The sequence below is a fragment of the Ehrlichia canis str. Jake genome, from assembly GCF_000012565.1.
In the GTDB taxonomy this organism is placed as follows: domain Bacteria; phylum Pseudomonadota; class Alphaproteobacteria; order Rickettsiales; family Anaplasmataceae; genus Ehrlichia; species Ehrlichia canis.
On sequence record NC_007354.1, the window covers coordinates 1,019,342 to 1,037,041 of the forward strand.

The 17,700-nt window shown below is 27.1% G+C and carries 16 protein-coding genes; all 16 read right to left on the minus strand.

The annotated features are described in order from the left end of the window. Window positions 1-750 precede the first annotated feature (750 nt). The 16 genes from ECAJ_RS03685 to ECAJ_RS03755 all read right to left on the minus strand — a co-directional run bounded on the left by ECAJ_RS03685 (window position 751) and on the right by ECAJ_RS03755 (window position 17,122). Window positions 751-1,377 (minus strand): hypothetical protein, encoded by a 627-nt coding sequence (locus ECAJ_RS03685; protein WP_011304828.1) that lies wholly within the window; start codon window positions 1,375-1,377, stop codon window positions 751-753. A 736-nt stretch (window positions 1,378-2,113) separates the two neighbouring features. After that, window positions 2,114-2,773, minus strand: coding sequence for a hypothetical protein (locus ECAJ_RS03690; RefSeq protein ID WP_044262023.1), 660 nt, complete (start codon window positions 2,771-2,773; stop codon window positions 2,114-2,116). A gap of 1,427 nt (window positions 2,774-4,200) precedes the next feature. Further along, the gene (locus ECAJ_RS03695) at window positions 4,201-4,872 is read right to left on the minus strand and encodes a hypothetical protein (protein WP_011304830.1); all 672 of its coding nucleotides are present in this window, start codon (window positions 4,870-4,872) and stop codon (window positions 4,201-4,203) included. Between the two features lie 1,156 nt (window positions 4,873-6,028). Continuing rightward, entirely contained in the window at window positions 6,029-6,241 is a 213-nt protein-coding gene (locus ECAJ_RS03700; RefSeq protein ID WP_011304831.1) for a hypothetical protein, read from the minus strand. A gap of 660 nt (window positions 6,242-6,901) precedes the next feature. Further along, entirely contained in the window at window positions 6,902-7,648 is a 747-nt protein-coding gene (locus tag ECAJ_RS03705) for a hypothetical protein (protein ID WP_011304832.1), read from the minus strand. Between the two features lie 269 nt (window positions 7,649-7,917). Further along, the gene (locus ECAJ_RS03710) at window positions 7,918-8,328 is read right to left on the minus strand and encodes a hypothetical protein (RefSeq protein ID WP_011304833.1); all 411 of its coding nucleotides are present in this window, start codon (window positions 8,326-8,328) and stop codon (window positions 7,918-7,920) included. Window positions 8,329-9,013: 685 nt separating this feature from the next. Then, window positions 9,014-9,586 (minus strand): hypothetical protein, encoded by a 573-nt coding sequence (locus ECAJ_RS03715; protein ID WP_011304834.1) that lies wholly within the window; start codon window positions 9,584-9,586, stop codon window positions 9,014-9,016. Window positions 9,587-9,929: 343 nt separating this feature from the next. Next, window positions 9,930-10,574: a hypothetical protein gene (locus tag ECAJ_RS03720; RefSeq protein ID WP_011304835.1), complete on the minus strand. Its 645-nt coding sequence runs from the start codon at window positions 10,572-10,574 to the stop codon at window positions 9,930-9,932. A 1,197-nt stretch (window positions 10,575-11,771) separates the two neighbouring features. Next, window positions 11,772-12,065: a hypothetical protein gene (locus tag ECAJ_RS03725; RefSeq protein ID WP_011304836.1), complete on the minus strand. Its 294-nt coding sequence runs from the start codon at window positions 12,063-12,065 to the stop codon at window positions 11,772-11,774. 156 nt (window positions 12,066-12,221) lie between these two features. Then, the gene (locus ECAJ_RS05040) at window positions 12,222-12,374 is read right to left on the minus strand and encodes a hypothetical protein (RefSeq protein WP_155799200.1); all 153 of its coding nucleotides are present in this window, start codon (window positions 12,372-12,374) and stop codon (window positions 12,222-12,224) included. Window positions 12,375-12,639: 265 nt separating this feature from the next. Next, on the minus strand, window positions 12,640-13,326 hold the full coding sequence (locus ECAJ_RS03730; protein ID WP_011304837.1) for a hypothetical protein: 687 nt from the start codon (window positions 13,324-13,326) through the stop codon (window positions 12,640-12,642). 343 nt (window positions 13,327-13,669) lie between these two features. Next, window positions 13,670-13,888 carry a hypothetical protein gene (locus ECAJ_RS03735; RefSeq protein ID WP_044262024.1) on the minus strand — a complete coding sequence of 73 codons (219 nt, stop codon included), beginning with the start codon at window positions 13,886-13,888 and terminating at the stop codon, window positions 13,670-13,672. A 2-nt stretch (window positions 13,889-13,890) separates the two neighbouring features. Continuing rightward, window positions 13,891-14,199 carry a hypothetical protein gene (locus ECAJ_RS03740; protein ID WP_011304838.1) on the minus strand — a complete coding sequence of 103 codons (309 nt, stop codon included), beginning with the start codon at window positions 14,197-14,199 and terminating at the stop codon, window positions 13,891-13,893. Between the two features lie 985 nt (window positions 14,200-15,184). Next, on the minus strand, window positions 15,185-15,724 hold the full coding sequence (locus ECAJ_RS03745) for a hypothetical protein (RefSeq protein WP_044262025.1): 540 nt from the start codon (window positions 15,722-15,724) through the stop codon (window positions 15,185-15,187). 241 nt (window positions 15,725-15,965) lie between these two features. After that, complete coding sequence (locus ECAJ_RS03750; RefSeq protein ID WP_044262026.1) at window positions 15,966-16,649, minus strand: hypothetical protein; 684 nt, start codon at window positions 16,647-16,649, stop codon at window positions 15,966-15,968. A 137-nt stretch (window positions 16,650-16,786) separates the two neighbouring features. After that, on the minus strand, window positions 16,787-17,122 hold the full coding sequence (locus ECAJ_RS03755) for a hypothetical protein (RefSeq protein WP_044262027.1): 336 nt from the start codon (window positions 17,120-17,122) through the stop codon (window positions 16,787-16,789). Between the last annotated feature and the right edge of the window lie 578 nt (window positions 17,123-17,700).

Here is a 17,700-nt window from a genome sequence, read left to right on the forward strand (position 1 = left end):
TTTCACAATCATCAGCATATAAAAAACTTTCTGCTATTTATATAACACACGAATTACAACAACAATTATAAAACTCTTAACATAATGAATTACTTCATTTGTTAAACTTCTCATGCAATAATAAACTATCACTCAGTTAACAACAAAACTGATAATTTATCTATACTTTATACTTAAAGTAATACACCCATGTAAAACAATGCAAATAAGATTAACAATATTATTTAAAGAACTACATTTAAGATTTAAAGCTTTTTATATTGATTTTCTAATATACCTCAGAATGTAGTTCTAAACTACGATATGTACAGTATTAGTACAGTAGCAAAAGCAAGACATATAGGGAAATATATAATAGAAATATTGCATTAAAGCACTACTGAATTATTCTGACTTTTCTATACTGATTCATAATTCATTTTAAGTAGAATGCCATGCTAATTACCTATAAAATCATCACAATAATTGCAGAACTTAATAAATATAGTATACATCTTTAAATTACTAAAGAATAACAACCCATTAGAAATCCATACAAAATCCTTTATACCCCACATCTAAAGTAAGAATCGTAAATCATATGTAATACAGTACAAACAAGCTAACAGCTCTTTAAATAACCACTTAATGATCTAGACTTTACATATCCAATCTATTTCAAGGATGCAGTACCTACTGTACAACATTCTATATCAGAACTAATATAATAGTAAAAATAGAATACATAAATTTGATAAGTAAACAACTTATCTATTCTATCAGTTGCTGATATTTTCCATACTTTTCTAAGATAATACCGTCAATTTTAATATCTGCTGAAGGAATACTTCTTTTTTTCGCTCTATCATTTACTTCACTTTTAAGAGCTTCTAACATATTATAGAAACTTGTCAACATACATTCAGCTTGTTTGCACACTTGAGAAAAAGGCTTTTGACATGTATATCTACTGCGTACTGTACAAACACAAGACATTAATTGGCCGAAGCGCATTTCTAATACTCCGTAATGTTTAAGTAAGCATACACCTAACATTAGGTCATCCATTCCTTTCTCCTTTAATGCCTTAACTGCCAGCAACTTAATATCATGATGAGCAGCCACAAAATCATCAGAGGTTTTTGTTATTAACATTTCGAGCATAGGAGGACCATCCATACACGCAACCAAAAGATCATCACACAATAGACATGCAGCCTGAATAAAAATAGATACATAACTAAAATAATTAGCATATAGGGTTTTGCGTTTGTCCAATAATTTAATAAGCTTTTCCAAATCTTTCAGATGAAGCTTATTGTTATATGATAACTGTTGTAATAGATTTTCCTTTTTTTCACTTTTCTTCTGCAAATATTCATATAGACAATAAAACATTAGCAGCAACAAAACAAAAGCTATAACTAAACATGCAATCTTCACTTTCTTACTAGTTTCGTTCTACATAGTTACCACATTCTATAAATTCATACTGATCAAACTTGTATGAAACATGTTAAAAATATTAAACAATTTTCAATTTATTGTTATCACAATAATCACACTAAATTATACACAATTTAAGCATTAAAAAACCAACATCAATTGACTTAAATTATTACTAATAATTAAAATTTAATGATAAATATGTGACCACAATTTAACTTGTAACAACACACTTGCTTACACTCAACAATATATAATTAAATATTAAAAAAGATAATAATTTTTATCTAACACTGAAAAAGATAGTGCATCATTTACACTAAGCCACAATAATCTTTTAATGAAATACACAACAAAAATGTTACTGAGTAAATCATATGTACTTTATATTTTATACAACAGTAATAATATACTTTTCCCAAATTTTTCAAACATTGAATTCATTTAATTCAATGGTATCAAAAACAAGTTATTATGGAATGCTTAGTAAATAGATTATCCTTTATTTTCAAGAACAATTATACACTATTTGTAACATTATACAAGTAAAGTGAATCAAGTGACTGCTTAATGATCTAGATTCTTCTATAACTATTTATAATTCATTTTAAGCAGGCTGAATTATATTTTGTTTCAGTATTAATACAACAGTAAAATATAGAATAAATAAGTAAATTTTGAAATTAACTTATTTACTTCTCTCAGAACTATTACCTACACATCTTAAACCATTAACATCCAGTTTACTATTACTTTGTGTTACAGAACCGTTAACTATTGATTCACAATATTTTTTCACTTTTTGCAGAGTTTTGCGATCATTCAGAAGACCTTCACAATTAGCAGCAAATATTTCTTTTTGACCTGGAGCAGCACATGTGTTCACAAAAATATTCATCATTTCGTCTAATGTACACTCTAATTTTTCGCTAACTGCTACTAACAATTCACAAAGTTTTTTATCAGACAATGGACATTCTAACATCCTAGTTTCAACTAACACAAGTGCATTTCTACAAAAAATAACCTCTCTCTCAAGCCTTCTTATTGTTTTTTTTGCTTTATTATCAACAACACAACTTTTATGAATATAACATATCACACAAGACATGTTACAACAACAATAAGACAACGATTCAAAATTAGCAGAGCATGTAGTGATAGATTTCAGTAACTTTGCAAGTTGCAACATTTCTGGAAAACTAGCAAGCGGTTTCTCGCTATTTAAGAGTTTTAATATTTTTTTTTCTTCTTGACTTTGCTTTACTAACTTGTATACTAAGCAAGATATAAGAGCACAAATAACAATAAATGCAATTACTATACCAATTATTTCTTTTGTACCCATATTCATTCCATTTTTAAACTAGCATTATGTTTTATTAAAAATATAAACAGCTCTCAATTGAATATTATAACGATAATTGCACTAAATAATATTTAATGATAGTAGTTTTAACCTACATAAACTCTAATCTGTTTGAAATTATAAATACAATGAAAGTTTAATATTACTCAATCTAAATATTGTAACATTTTAGATTAACTTGATATTTTATTAACAGGTGTATTATACTTATTCAAGTAATTATTAAAAGATTTATCTAAAACATTATAAGTATTACACGTTACTTATATGCGAAATATTAAACAAATATATACCTGATTCAAATAATAACTACATATAAAACATAATGTTATAAAATCTTCCAATAATCTGTAAAACTATCTCACTTACCTCATAGTTAATTACAGAATATAAAAATATGACTTAATTTTATTTATCACCACCAATAAAGAGGAAAACCAAATTTTAAACAACTATCTGATTTTCTTATACACTAGAACACTTCATTCATCAATTAGTTCTTGTCCAAACCTACTAACTGTGAAGCATCATTAATATGTTATAGATTGCTATTTGTACTAGAAGAAGCCTTTACCACTAATACATTCTAATATCATAGACTGTGCAGATACGTAAAACAACAATCTTCATATTTTCTATCCTTTCTACTACATATTTTAGGAAACAATCTTTTGAAACTTAGCTAATATTATTGTAATTCTTACAAACAACTAAGAAATCTTCCTCTTTACAATTCTGAATACAAATTATCATATTTGCTATATTGAGCACTTGATCTGTAAAAGTAGACAAAGTTACTAGTAATATTAATCAACTTCTTATACAATTTCTTCCTATAATCAAATCTAACATACTTTTGCAAAATAACAGTATATTAAGCATTCAAATTACACATAAGTAGCATCACAAAAATGCCTAATAATATTATAAATTCTATGTTTCTAAATTATTCTATCACGTAACAACATCATTCTTCAACATTTAAGAAAAATAAAGCATTGTTTAAGTGTTGTTAAAACAATATATGTTTGCAATATCAAACAACAAGCTCTTATACTATTTCAAAACAGTTGATTCCTTATGTATTACATGATGTTATGTCATATTAGTAATATTTATGTTGTTAATATTTTTTACATTGCGTCTTTAATTGTAAGATAACAATATTAGTTTTAGTGTTGTTATATTTTATATGTCATGTAATGGAATCATCATAGTAATGTAAACTAGTATAATTAAAGTTAAAAAGCATCAATTACTTAATATTCTTAAATTTTATTAGTCTATAAAAATTAATGCTGATAACACTCCTTCACTGATGAGGAAATGCAAAAGTCAATATAATTAGATTTTCAAATTTACAACTACTTAACTTATATCAACATCATTTTGATTTGATTAATACATTAACACATGTCTTGCTGACACGATCCAACACCATTAACAAATGAATCTTCAAGTCCTATTGAAGGTAAAACACTGCAATTATAGCTTTGCTCTTGTAGCATTAGCATTAAGCACTCGTTTTTGCACTCTAACACTATATTTTTCATTAATTGAGCACAACACTGTTTATAGTCAGTAACTTTGTGCTGTTCTATCAGAGACAACAAATCTTCACAAATATCACACATATCTTGATAAGAACGTACTAGATCATTTGCTAACAGATTGTACTCGTTAATCCTAATAGTACTAACCCGTGATCTAAAATCTATTACATAGTAAGCAGAAAATATGTCAATACAAATTTCATTTAATTTTAATATCAGTGCTTCTTCTTCACCATTCTCTAACATCATGTATTTTATCGCATCTAATAGAATTTGCATTACAGAAAATTGACAAGACACATGCTCAGCAAGACTTGCATTTACTTTAAATAATGCATTTACCACATTTTTATTTTCTGGCACTATTGGAATTCTTCCGCTACCTATGCTCTTAAATATTTCTTGTCCACCTGCTTGCTCTTTTAACCTTCTACTACTTTTTAATAACCAATACAATAACGAAATTATTAAAAGAATCGCTACCACTACTGCAAAAACTATAGCAAGTATGTATTCAATTTTCATGTTTATACCATATAACTTAAAACACAATTTTTTTACAAATGATCAAAATAACAGAATATCTATTACTTATTTACAATAGAAACCTTTTACACACTAAATAGTATATAACTTAATTATTAAAATTAAAATACCATCAAAACTTGAAAAGCTTATATCTTATAAACAGAATATCACTTTAACTGCAAATTGCGGTCTTCCACATCTAAACAAAGGCAATAAGTAAGATACTTTACAAATACTGTATAAGCATTACGCTACTTATTCTAAATTGTTAAACACAACATACACATACAACATTTCACAAAGATGCAACAGCAAATTACTAAAAAATTCAAGAATAAAATAGTACAATTAAATTCAACAGCTACTCAAGCTTTCTCCATAAAACTTCTAATATACTATAAAATGACAATACTATTGAATTACACTTTTCACAATAAATAATGCACAAATAATTATTAATAATAAATTATTCTTACATAAGTAACAAAGTACTTATTCAAATCGATCTTTACACACTAAAAACTTATTGTGATCCTGTTTGACAAAGATATAATTTACTCATATCTACTAACAATATAACAAGCTAACATTTAATATACAGAAAGGTTCCACTTCAATTTCTAATCAATATTTGATCATAAACATACATATTAGATTTGACATAATGGTTCTTAACTTTAACACATCTTTCTTTTAACATTCATAGTATTGCAACAAAGTAAAACTCTTCCATCACACATCCCACTGTTATTGCTAATAATTGAACATAATACATTATACTATTATAGCAAGTAAGACATACCATTATACTACAAACAAAACAATAAGTTTGATTTCAATACATCTTTTCCACTTATATTTCATAGTATTATAACAAACTCAAAGCTTCGCATTAGCTAATTTACCTCTATGTTAAATACTCTCAATTTAAGCAAAACACTACACACTAAACTACAGAAATACAAAGACTACTATAGCACCACAATATAAGTTGCACCAAAAATTTACTAACAAAACAATCAATATTCTAAACTCTGCCTAATTCATTACATAGGATTATCAAATAAACATGTAAACAAACTCACACACAAAACTTTACAACTTCCTTTACTTACCCTAGACATATTATTAACATTTGAATACTAATATATACTCACAATTTTTGTTCACCACTACAACTTGATGATTGTATATCTTTCAAATTAGTTGTTGTGCTTCTACATTTTACTTCAGTATTTTCTTGTCCTTCACTTTCTATTAGAGTAGAGCTTTTCTCACTATCCTCTACCTTTCCATTATTCTTTTTTCCAGCATTTCTTTGTATTGCTCTTTGATTACCTATACCATCACTAAAATACAAAATCATAATAGCAATGGTTATAAGAAAAATAACTAAACCAATACCGCCACACTTATAACCATTATACCGCTTTGACTTGTTGCATCCATAAAAAACACACAGTATAAAAATTGAATTACAGTTAATAAATATGCAATTCTAAAGAACTATATATTATAAACTTTACAGACATATCTGCTTATAAAATATAATTTTTATTTATAATACACTTTACCTGAAGCTAATATTTAATTTAACACACTTTAACAAATATAATACACTAAAAAAATCAGATGTGATATTCCACAACTACCTATACACTATCATGTTTACCAATAAATGTAGAATTCAACTACACATTAAACATATTATCCAACTTTAATAAGAGTATATAACCTACAACTAAGCAGCTTTTACTTATATCGATACGTATTATAAACATATTATTTACTCAAGCTACTCTACCATCATTACTATAACTTGATATAGACATCTTGTGCATGCTAAAATTTGGTGATTCTAATTGATTTAGATTGAAGGCCTGACAACATCACAAATACATTTATCACATATTTCGTGCCATCTCATTCATAGCATATTTTGCAATAACTACATATTCAGACCACATCACCACATGTAACAATTAATGCACAAAGATTACCAAAGTAAAATTTACTAACATCTTGATTAAGCTGCTTTATTATTATCTTGATCACTACAAGGTAATACTGATGCTGCTTTAACTTGCTGTGTTGGTTGTTTTTGACTTTTTTTCTCCTGTTTTTCAAGGTCCATAAGTATTGTTCTCAGTGTTAACAGATGATATTCTATCTCACCTACTGTTAATGCATCTATTCTTTCATTTCTTTTCAATAGAAGTAGTTCAATCTCAGCAGATATTTGTAACATTCCATCAACAGCTTCTTTAAAACTATAGAACCCAGCATTAAAAACAACTTGCGCATCTCGCATCAAGACTTTGTTATCATACCCTAACTTTCTACAAACCACTCCAAGTTGTGCACAATTCTTCCTCAGCATTGAACACTGTTCTGTCAATTCAGTGTTTTTTCTATTTATTATTACACCATGTTTCTTCAAAGATGACACAACTTCTGCTAGGTGTTTATTCGTTTTTTCTAATGACTTTAACTTACTTTGTAAATCACTATTAGCTTTCTGCTGTTCTTTCAACTGATTTTTAAACTTTTCTTCACATAGCTTTTCAATTTTTTCCCTATCTACATCAGGTTCTAAAATAGCTTGAGGTTGCCCTCTCAACAGAAGCTTCATTTCCTCTATTTCACTACTACGCTGACGTTCATTTTGACAGTCAACATGACATTTATATATAACAGCACACAATAATACAACTATCAATAAAGCAAGCAATGCTAACAAAGCTATAATAACATTTAGAGATCTCTCACACATAACACACCTTATTTAAACTTAAATTCTACATTCATTTCAGAAACTTTTTTAGACTGATAAAACAGTGCAATACTGAACGAGTATAAAAAACGATACTAAAAAATATAAAATACCAACTGGGGAATATAGTATATATACTAATTTACATACCACTATAGCGTTTTTACAATGGTAAAAACCATACTATCAGCTTTAATATCTAACCTTGACAGAATACAGTCCACATACTTTTAATGCTAATAAATTTAACAAACTTATAATAGATTAAACTAAGCTGCTTTATCTTGAACAAGGCTATCCAAAGTTACTATTTTTGAACTACTTAAACCACTTCTTGGATTAATATTTCCTTCTTTGTTAGTACTAAATCTTCCTAATCTTCTTATACGCATTTCTTCCACCGTAATACTAGAACCACCACTTGCTTGCAGCAACGGATCTCCTACACCATCAGCATTACCTAACCTGCATTGTACCACTTCTTCCATACCACCAGCGTTACCTAACTTGTGTTGGTCCATAATTCGTGGTTCCTCTAAAAGCCTTTGCATACTTTCAACTTTTCTATCTAAGTAACTTCCACAATATCGAAAAACACAAAAAGCAAGCAATAAAGCTAATAATATTACACTCAACAATAATATAAGTGTTACTGTTAATCCAATTTCAGTATTTGTCATCACACACCTAATTTAGATTAAAATTTAAAACTAATACTTAATTATAACATACTATTTAAGTAATTTGCTACAACTAAAAATAATTATACTTATATATTCTGCTCAACGTTAGTAATAAAGAAATGTATATAATAACTTGCATGCTTATTAAAATTTCATCACTAATTAATATACATTAACAATAAGCAAAGTATAACATTATATGTAACTGTATAAATTTCTCATATGCTCTTTGCAAAGCAGTAGTAGTACAACAGATCAATGAGTATACAATTATTTGCAACTAATATAAGATGACTATAATAATCACTAGATTGCATTATGATAAAGCAGTAAGTTTACTGTACTCGACATGCTTATTATGTTCATTTATTCATCTTGTAAGTATAGTTTTTTTTCAATTCTTCCAACCAACAAGAATTATTATAAAATTTTAACATTCTTTTACACTAATAAGCAAAGCTTTTACAAATAGCATCATCAACTTATTTCATAATGATCTGTAGCACTACAATATGACACCATGCATAATACTTAGACTCCATTGTTAGACAACACGCTTATATCTATCAACTAATAACCTAAATTAAGATTTTTTCTAATTTTCTCAAATTATAAAAAATAGACAAAAAATACCTTTAATACTTTTACTAATTAACAAGAAAAATCTTTACAAATAAAATTATCAAACTAATTGAACATGATTTGTACTATTACAAGACAATGCTGATACACCCTGAGTTTCATTACAATCAAGCAACACTTGTGGGGTTTGTTGCTGTACTTGATTTTCTCCTTGTATTAATCTATCAATCATGTTCAATATATTTTCTTTGCATTTAGTCAAATGCATATCAATAAAAGTTTCGCAATTTCCTTCAACATTTTCACTTTTTCTTGCTACTGACTTACAAAATTTATCAAGTTTACCTAATAATTCAAAAAGCATACGTTTAACATCCTCAGGTTTTACCTCTTCCATATCGTTCATTCTTTTAGTGAAATTCTCCAATTCAAAAGACAGTTGTAGTGATTCAACACTGCTATCTTTTATATGTGAATTCAATCCTTTATTTTCTCTACTTAATATATCTAATTGTGTATTTAACCTTGCTATATCATCCCTTAATATTTTATTTTCGGATCTATCATTAGATAGAATACAACATTTATATATAGAAATAGCCACTAACATAATCAATACAAAACTAAATATTGCCAATAAAGAAATTGCAGCTATCATTAACCGATCTTTCATATAATATCCTACACAAATTATATAATACTATATTATAACAGATTATTAACAATTTTACTTAAGAAATTTACTTATTAAATTAATAATAAATTATATTCTATATATGTTTGAAGCATGTTTATTTAATAAGAATAATATTGTCAGGAATACAATACAGCAGGATAGTACTTTTTATATGGTAATTTGTATGTAATAACTCACTCATCAGTAAAATGTAATAAAACATCACTACCATTAAAAATAAAGTATTAAATTATTCATACTGTTTAACTTTTTATAAAAACAGAAAAGTAGAAACTAGTTTTTTAACATAAATATTTAAATTCTATCAATATATTAGCAATTACTCTATTTGATTAATATTTCTAGCACCATAAGATGATACTGAAGTACTATGTACTTGATGTTCTGGTGATACTTCTTCAGTTTGCAATTGTTGTCTTTCTGTTAACTGGGTAATAATACTAAACATGATTTTCTGAACATGTTCCAAATCCTGTGCCATAGCCTCATTTTTTACATTTCTCTGACCTCTTATTAAAACTGAATGACAAAATTGATAAAGTTTCAATAAAATTTCAGAACTTAAGCATTGTAACTTCTCACTTGAAGATTTTGTTAAATCAGATTCCATCCGCTTCGCAAAATCTATTAAATTCTTATGTAATACTGCTACTTCTATAGTGAGATTATCTATATTTGACATATCTTTTAAAGATTTGGTCATTTCTGAACATTGCTTTTGAAAATCTGCCCTTGATATAATCAATTCTGTATTTAATTTTCTTACAGTATCTTCTAATTCCTTATTTCTTTGTTTTAATAATTCGAGTTCCTTCTGTATATCTCCTTCTACACACTCTTCTTTATAATCCTCTTTAATATCATTGCATGAAACACAACATTTATATATAGAAACAGCTATAAATAAAGCAAATAAAAAACTAAATATTGCTAATAAAATAATAATTATGAGCTGAGTATCCATAATATACCTTACATAATTAAGTATAATGTTTAATTATAACATGTTATTTAAGATTTTTACTTTAAAAATTTACCATATCTATAAAAAATTAAGTTTTGTTATTTTCTAACAATATTTATAAATAAGAAAAAATACACACATAATTAATAAAGTATTATGCTAGGTATACTTAACTAAAAACGTAATGATATTTTTCACAAAAAAGTATCGTATGATCTAAATTGACTGATTTTAAATAAAAACAGTGTAGCAGAACAGCAACATGTTGTTAATATAAGTTAATAAATAATATAATTTTACCAAGATATATTATTATTTAACTTGATTTCCACAACTTGAGACTGATGATTACTGGACTTGAGATTCTGGGTACCAACTTGACCACTATTTACTAGTTCTTCTTTCTTTTTCTCATCTTTACCTTTTGTAGGTATATGTTAGTACATTATTTGCAATTGCAAAGTAAGTTCTGTAACACTTGAGATCATCACAAATGATCTGAGATCTTTTCTAACTGTTGCCCTAACATCATATTTTCACTTTATAATTTACTGTAGGTTTCATTCTATAGTATTTATTAATAATGACTCATAAAGTTGTTTCCTTGAAACTCACTTTGAAAAAAATTTTATAGATTTTGACAATGCATCATTTTCTAATTCTAAGACTTTACTTAGTAATTCTTACGCTCAATTTACAAACTAATATTGAATTATATTCTTTTAATCATCTAGCTTCTAATTCTAATGATATTAATTTTTCCTTTAATTCAAATTTTTCATTAGCTTGATGTCTTACCTTATTCCTACCTTTACTTTAACAATAACACTAATATATAGCACTAATAATTAATACAATAGTAATAAATATATAATAGAATAGAATAGAATGCTAATTCTCCTACACTCATAACACACAATTATTTAGACAAATAATAATTATAACGTTAAATATTTTTATCAAAGAACTATATACTTTACTATACAACTTTACACTTACATAATTCAAAAATATTCACTAGTTAAGATAATCTTTAATATCCTGTATTCTTATTTATAAACATGAACTATATAAACACATACCTTATTATCAATTAAACTTCACATTATACAATCGCTCTTACTTTTAATTAAGAATAACGTAACAAAATTATATTTCTGACACCCAAGAGTAAAACTTTTACACTATATAACAACTTCACTGTTTTTTCTCAGGACAATTTACATTATTACATTGTAAGAATGTGCTAAAAAGCTGAGTATTTGGTACAGTAGCAAGTGATGCTTCTCCTACAGCACTATCAACAAGATTTAACATAGTACGTTCTAATGTTAACATACTAGAACTTAATGCCAATTTCTCAGACAGACTAAGATCACAACATGTTGCAATAACTGATGTACAATTTTTACCAAGTTTATATACTAATTCAGAAATTAATAACTTTAATCTGAATTTTGAAGTTTGAACTACATCAGACTCCATTTGCATACAGAAATCTGCTAAGTTTTTAGTAAACGTTATTGTTGCTGATGCATTCAGTGAAGTCTTTTCTTGTAAACATTTTAATTTTTTATCTTTTTCTTCTATATCACTTGTTAATTTTTGACATTGTTGCTTTTGCTGTTGTAACTCTGTTTGTACTTTTTATCTTTCTTTATATAAAGCCACTTTTTCATTATTACAGACCTCATAATTTTTAGATTTAACACAATATTTATACGCAATAAAAACTAGTAACAAAAACAATAATGCTATTGCAATAGCAGCAACAATTAGTAAGACTTTGTAAGTATCCATAACACACCTTATATAAATTTTAATGTAATTCTTAACATATTGATTCAATTTATAAAAAATTACACATTATACTTCTTGTAACTTCTATATAACGCAGCAACATAATTAACAAGAAATACAAAACACTAAGCTCACATACACTAGAATACTCTACAGTGAAATCTCATTAGATCTATATTTATTTGATAAGGATAGATAAGAAAAACATAAACAGTACTTATATTTCCCACATCAGTAATTTAAATTTTTATAATCACATTAATAATTAAGCTACTTTTTTCTGAGCATGATTAACAATCTGTATAACAGGATTAAACACTTCATCACTTATATCTTCTTCTGCACTTATAAACCCTTCGCCTAATTTATCACATAATACATACAGATGCTTTTTTACACACCTTATACTAGATTCTAAGTCTTTCATAGCAATTTTTACTTGCTGATGACAACTATTCCCTAACATACTTTTATAGCATGAAACCATGGAATTAAATGCCGCACTAATTATATGTTCAATTTGCATTACATCATCTTCATGTCTTGCTTGAGCCTCACTAACAATAGTACGTAACCTGCTAGCTAAGTCTTTTAATTTTGCACAATTTTTTAAAACCATCTGTTTGTTACTTAATTGTAATTGCCTTTCAAGCGCAGAATCATGTTCAAAGGCCACTTCACTTTTCTCAGACTGTTCTAAGGCTAATAACATCTTTGCATTTTCATTCCGTAATGCTGCTAACTGCTTTGTTAAGCAATGTACTTCTTTCTCTAATTTTCCTAATGCAGTATTATATCGTTTTTCACCAACTATTAACTCTTCTGATAGGCAATTCATTTGGTTGCTACACACCTTATATTTTCTATAAGCTATATATAAAGCAAACAATAACAATAAAACAAACAATGCTAACACAGCAATAGCAACAAGTAATCCTTTATTCATATCCATAACACACTCACTTACAATTTAAACATAAAATATATATAATATTAAAATATTTTATAAAAATTTTCTACATTTATAAAATACTATGTTCTTTACAAAAACTATTAATTTACAAAACATCATTTACTAGTAAACATAAAAAACTAACAATACTTATCTAAACTTTAATATTAGTAAATTTATTAAGAATATCATATATACACTTGATAACGATAGATAGAGCAATACCACAAAATATAAACTATGTTTTTTTCATCAGTAATTGAAATATTAATCACATAACAATTAATCTACTTTTACACCTACATTACTGTACCTTTTTCTAATGAATGCAACAAATATCATACTACGGAATTTCATCTACATCAAAAAATTCATCATCATTATTCAATATGTCTAAATTATTAATTACTAAATTTCTAACTCTTTCTAATACCCTACTCACCCTATTCTTAACAACATTATTAATTTGATAACAAACACTATAACATATTCTTTGTAATTCAAATAATAACCCACTATGCAATATCACTAATTTGCGTCTCGTATCACATTGCTGTTCCACTTCTAAACACACTTATCTAATGTACTACACATATCAAACATTATCTCATATATTGCAGAATCTGACCGCACCATTTTTGACTCTATTAAGTTTCTTGCACTCTGCATCCCATTCAACCTTTCTGTTTCCAGTGCTTGTTGTAAAAGTTGTATCTCACTTAAAAGACATGCTTTATCCTCCTTATACTTAGCTAACTTTTTTAATAGCAGATCTTGTTCCAATTTTAAATTTTTTATAATAGCTTGATTTTCAATCAATCGTTTGTCTTGCTCTGCTTTACTATATACCTTTACTTCTACAGGTTGATGCATATCTTGTGACGATTTATGAATTAACTTGTCACAACTTTTAGAGTAAGATCAATACAGTGTAAAAATTAATAACAAATTAATAATACCACTAGAACAGCAGCAGTAATTAGCAGTTTATTTTTGTAACTCATAACACTTTACTTTCAGATACACATTTTAATTGTAACACATTTATTCAAAATTTTACAGCTTATTATATTTTTAATAATTAAACTTATACAACCTACAAAATACTTATTAACAAAACAAACAATACTATCCAGAGATACTTACACATTCTACAATAAGCCTTACTAAAGCCATATTTTTCATTACAAGCCTTTTCATAATTACAAATTCATATAACTTGCAAAATACTGCCAATAAAAGCAAATAGCACTATTCTTAGTAGAATATCTAAATCATTTTAGAGTTCTAATTAATAATTTCACATCTACATTTTATAAGAACAGACAAGGAAAACATGAAAAAGCACTCATATTTTCTACATCAACAATTGAAATTTCTATATTACATCAAGCTGCTTTCCCAATTCCACCATCACAACTTTCTAATAAAATGCTATCCATGTAACAATAATGAATTTTTTCACTATTCACACACACTTAAAAACAAAGAACTAGCATCTAATACCTACTTTTCAATTAGTATAATAAGAAAGCATGGTTACACTACTATAAACACAAGTTTTACATAGCACTTCACATTTATCAAAGTAAACTCATAATATATAACACAACATTGTAATGCTAGTGACAATAACGCTTTAAGTAGTAGTATTTGATCAGATTACTACTTTTGAAAAACCAGATAATTGTGAAATATTACCACATACACAAGTTTTAAAAATTACATAACAATCTATCAAGATAAACTCAGACAACACTCAACTACCACATTGTAATGTTTGTGCCAACCAAACTTAGGTAGTAATACCAGGTCAAATACATACTTTCGAATAATTCAGACAATTAAAAATATTTATTTAATTACAACAACTTTGTACTTTGTTTTCACTTTGTAATGTTGACAACGATTGCATTCTAAGTTTTGATACTGGTATTTTAGAAGGTGTGTTACCACCTAGTTCAATGTTTCTTCTTTGCTCTTCTCTATTATTATGAACAATGTCAAATATACCTTGTCTTATTTTTAACACACCACATTGCACAGCTTTTTTTGTACACAGATTTGCTTGATTGTCTAATGCAAGATCATTCAAGATTTTCTCACTTTGAGTTTCAGCTGACAATAATAAGTTTTTCATTTGCAGTAGTAACTCTGATAGTTTACCATTAGCTGACTTACAAGCAGCACTTAATTCTCTATTTTCCAACACTAAGTTTTGATTTTCATCTACCAACTCTTGTATTCGTTGCTCTGCCATTGCTTCAGACTCAAACTTACCATCAAGTGTACGCATGCTAATACAACATTGACACATGGCAATTAATAATAACAGCATTAACATAACAATACACATTACAAGAAGACCTATAATAGCATACGCATGACTATGACTCATAACACACCCCATCTTAATTTGAAATTAAATACTTAATTACAGTACAAAATTTTCTTTACAAACATAAATTTTTAATCTCTTAGAGATATTTTTACTTACAAGATACTCTACTAAATAAAGTACCACATTAATTATATACACATTAATGCTGCAACATCAATTAATATACATATTATTAACTATACACACCAGCTGAGAATAGATAAGTGAAATTTTCTTTATCATGACATAACAGATCTTATCAATTCACTCTTGCATTGTCTCGCTCATTATTATGATCAACTTGTACATCTTGCACTTGAAGTTGAGGTTGAGGTTCAGGCTCAGGTTCAGGTTCAGACTGAGAACGAAAACAAGCACAGCATCCTGCACAAAAATTACTTAATCCACGCTTAGATTTACTAGTGTTAATGCCTTTTCTAATATTTTTAGATAATAAAGCTAATGAAAGTTGACTTGAAAATTCTCCTGCCAACGCTTTTTCACTTTGTTCAACCATTTGCATTGATCCATCAAGTAACTGCATTGAGTAAATTCTCACCGACGTCAACCAAGCTACTACACCAGCTATTATACTTTCAGGATCATGTTCAATACCTTCATCCTCATGTATTTTTTGTAAACTTCCTATCAAAGCTTCACTGATAGCAGACATTATCGTATCATTAAGCTCTCCTGCTTTTTCAAGAGAAGATTTTTTCTCACTAATATACGCAAGAATTACATTTTTATATTCTCCCAGTAATTTGTTGTACTTCTCTGCTAATACTTGACAGTGTAATGATAGTTCTTCCTTGTCTTGTAATAACGCATTTATATTACCTTGATTTTTATACCGAAAACAATAAAAATATATAGCAAGTATCAATAATAGTACCAACAACACAAGCAGCACTAGTAGCATAATTTGGTTTTTGTCTGACACAACACACTCTCTTAAATTACTATACACTTAACTTATAGTATACTGTTTAACAAACTTACTATAATTACCAAAAAATCAAAGAGATTTCTACTTAAACAAAATACAGTACATCTATAAATAGATATATAAGCAACTTATTAATTTAGTCCAATATCATTCCTATTACCATCAGGGTTTATTACCTGATTTCGTAACGGACCTTGCAATTCAAGTTGCCGTATAAGAGTTGACCTAATCCCGTCTTTATTAATACTCCATTTTGTATCTCGCATTCTATTAACAAAAATCCCCGTCCATCCCAAACTATTCGATTCTTGTTCTTCTACATCCTTATATTTTTTTATTTCTGATTCAATAAGACGATCATATAAAACAGAACGAGTACAAAAAACACAACATGTACAAAACATTATTATGGTTAATACAATAAATAAAATAAAGAATCCTAGTATAACACTGTCGTAATCATTCATAACCACACACCTTATTTAATATTTAAATACAATACTACACTTACTAATAATACATTTTTCAGACTATAACAAAAACATTATAATATCATATCTTTAGATTACCATAAATACGATGTCTCACCAATTAATCATCCTCATCAAATAAAATTCAAAACCTTATCACTTTTTACTTTTGATAGAAATAGATCAAGTCAACACAAATGAAAAAATATATTACAATACTAGCAGTATTGTATAATAAATTTACCAATCTTACTAATATACCACATATGTTATTATGTGAATTTACTAACAAAACATTTGAAGTTGCATAACTTACAACAATGCATCTTACTTACCTAACACTGATTACTTATATTAAATATTTTATCTTAAATACATGGTTTTAACTGGTAATACACCAGATGCTAGTACCCATAACATGTTCTGATTCTTTATTTAAAGCCATAGTATAGAAAAACAAATCAAATAAGCAACACTATTACAATTAATTATAACACATCTCTTAAGTAAAAACAATTAAAATTCAACTAACTATATTATATTTATGCATATTTTAAATACTTATAAACTGTATC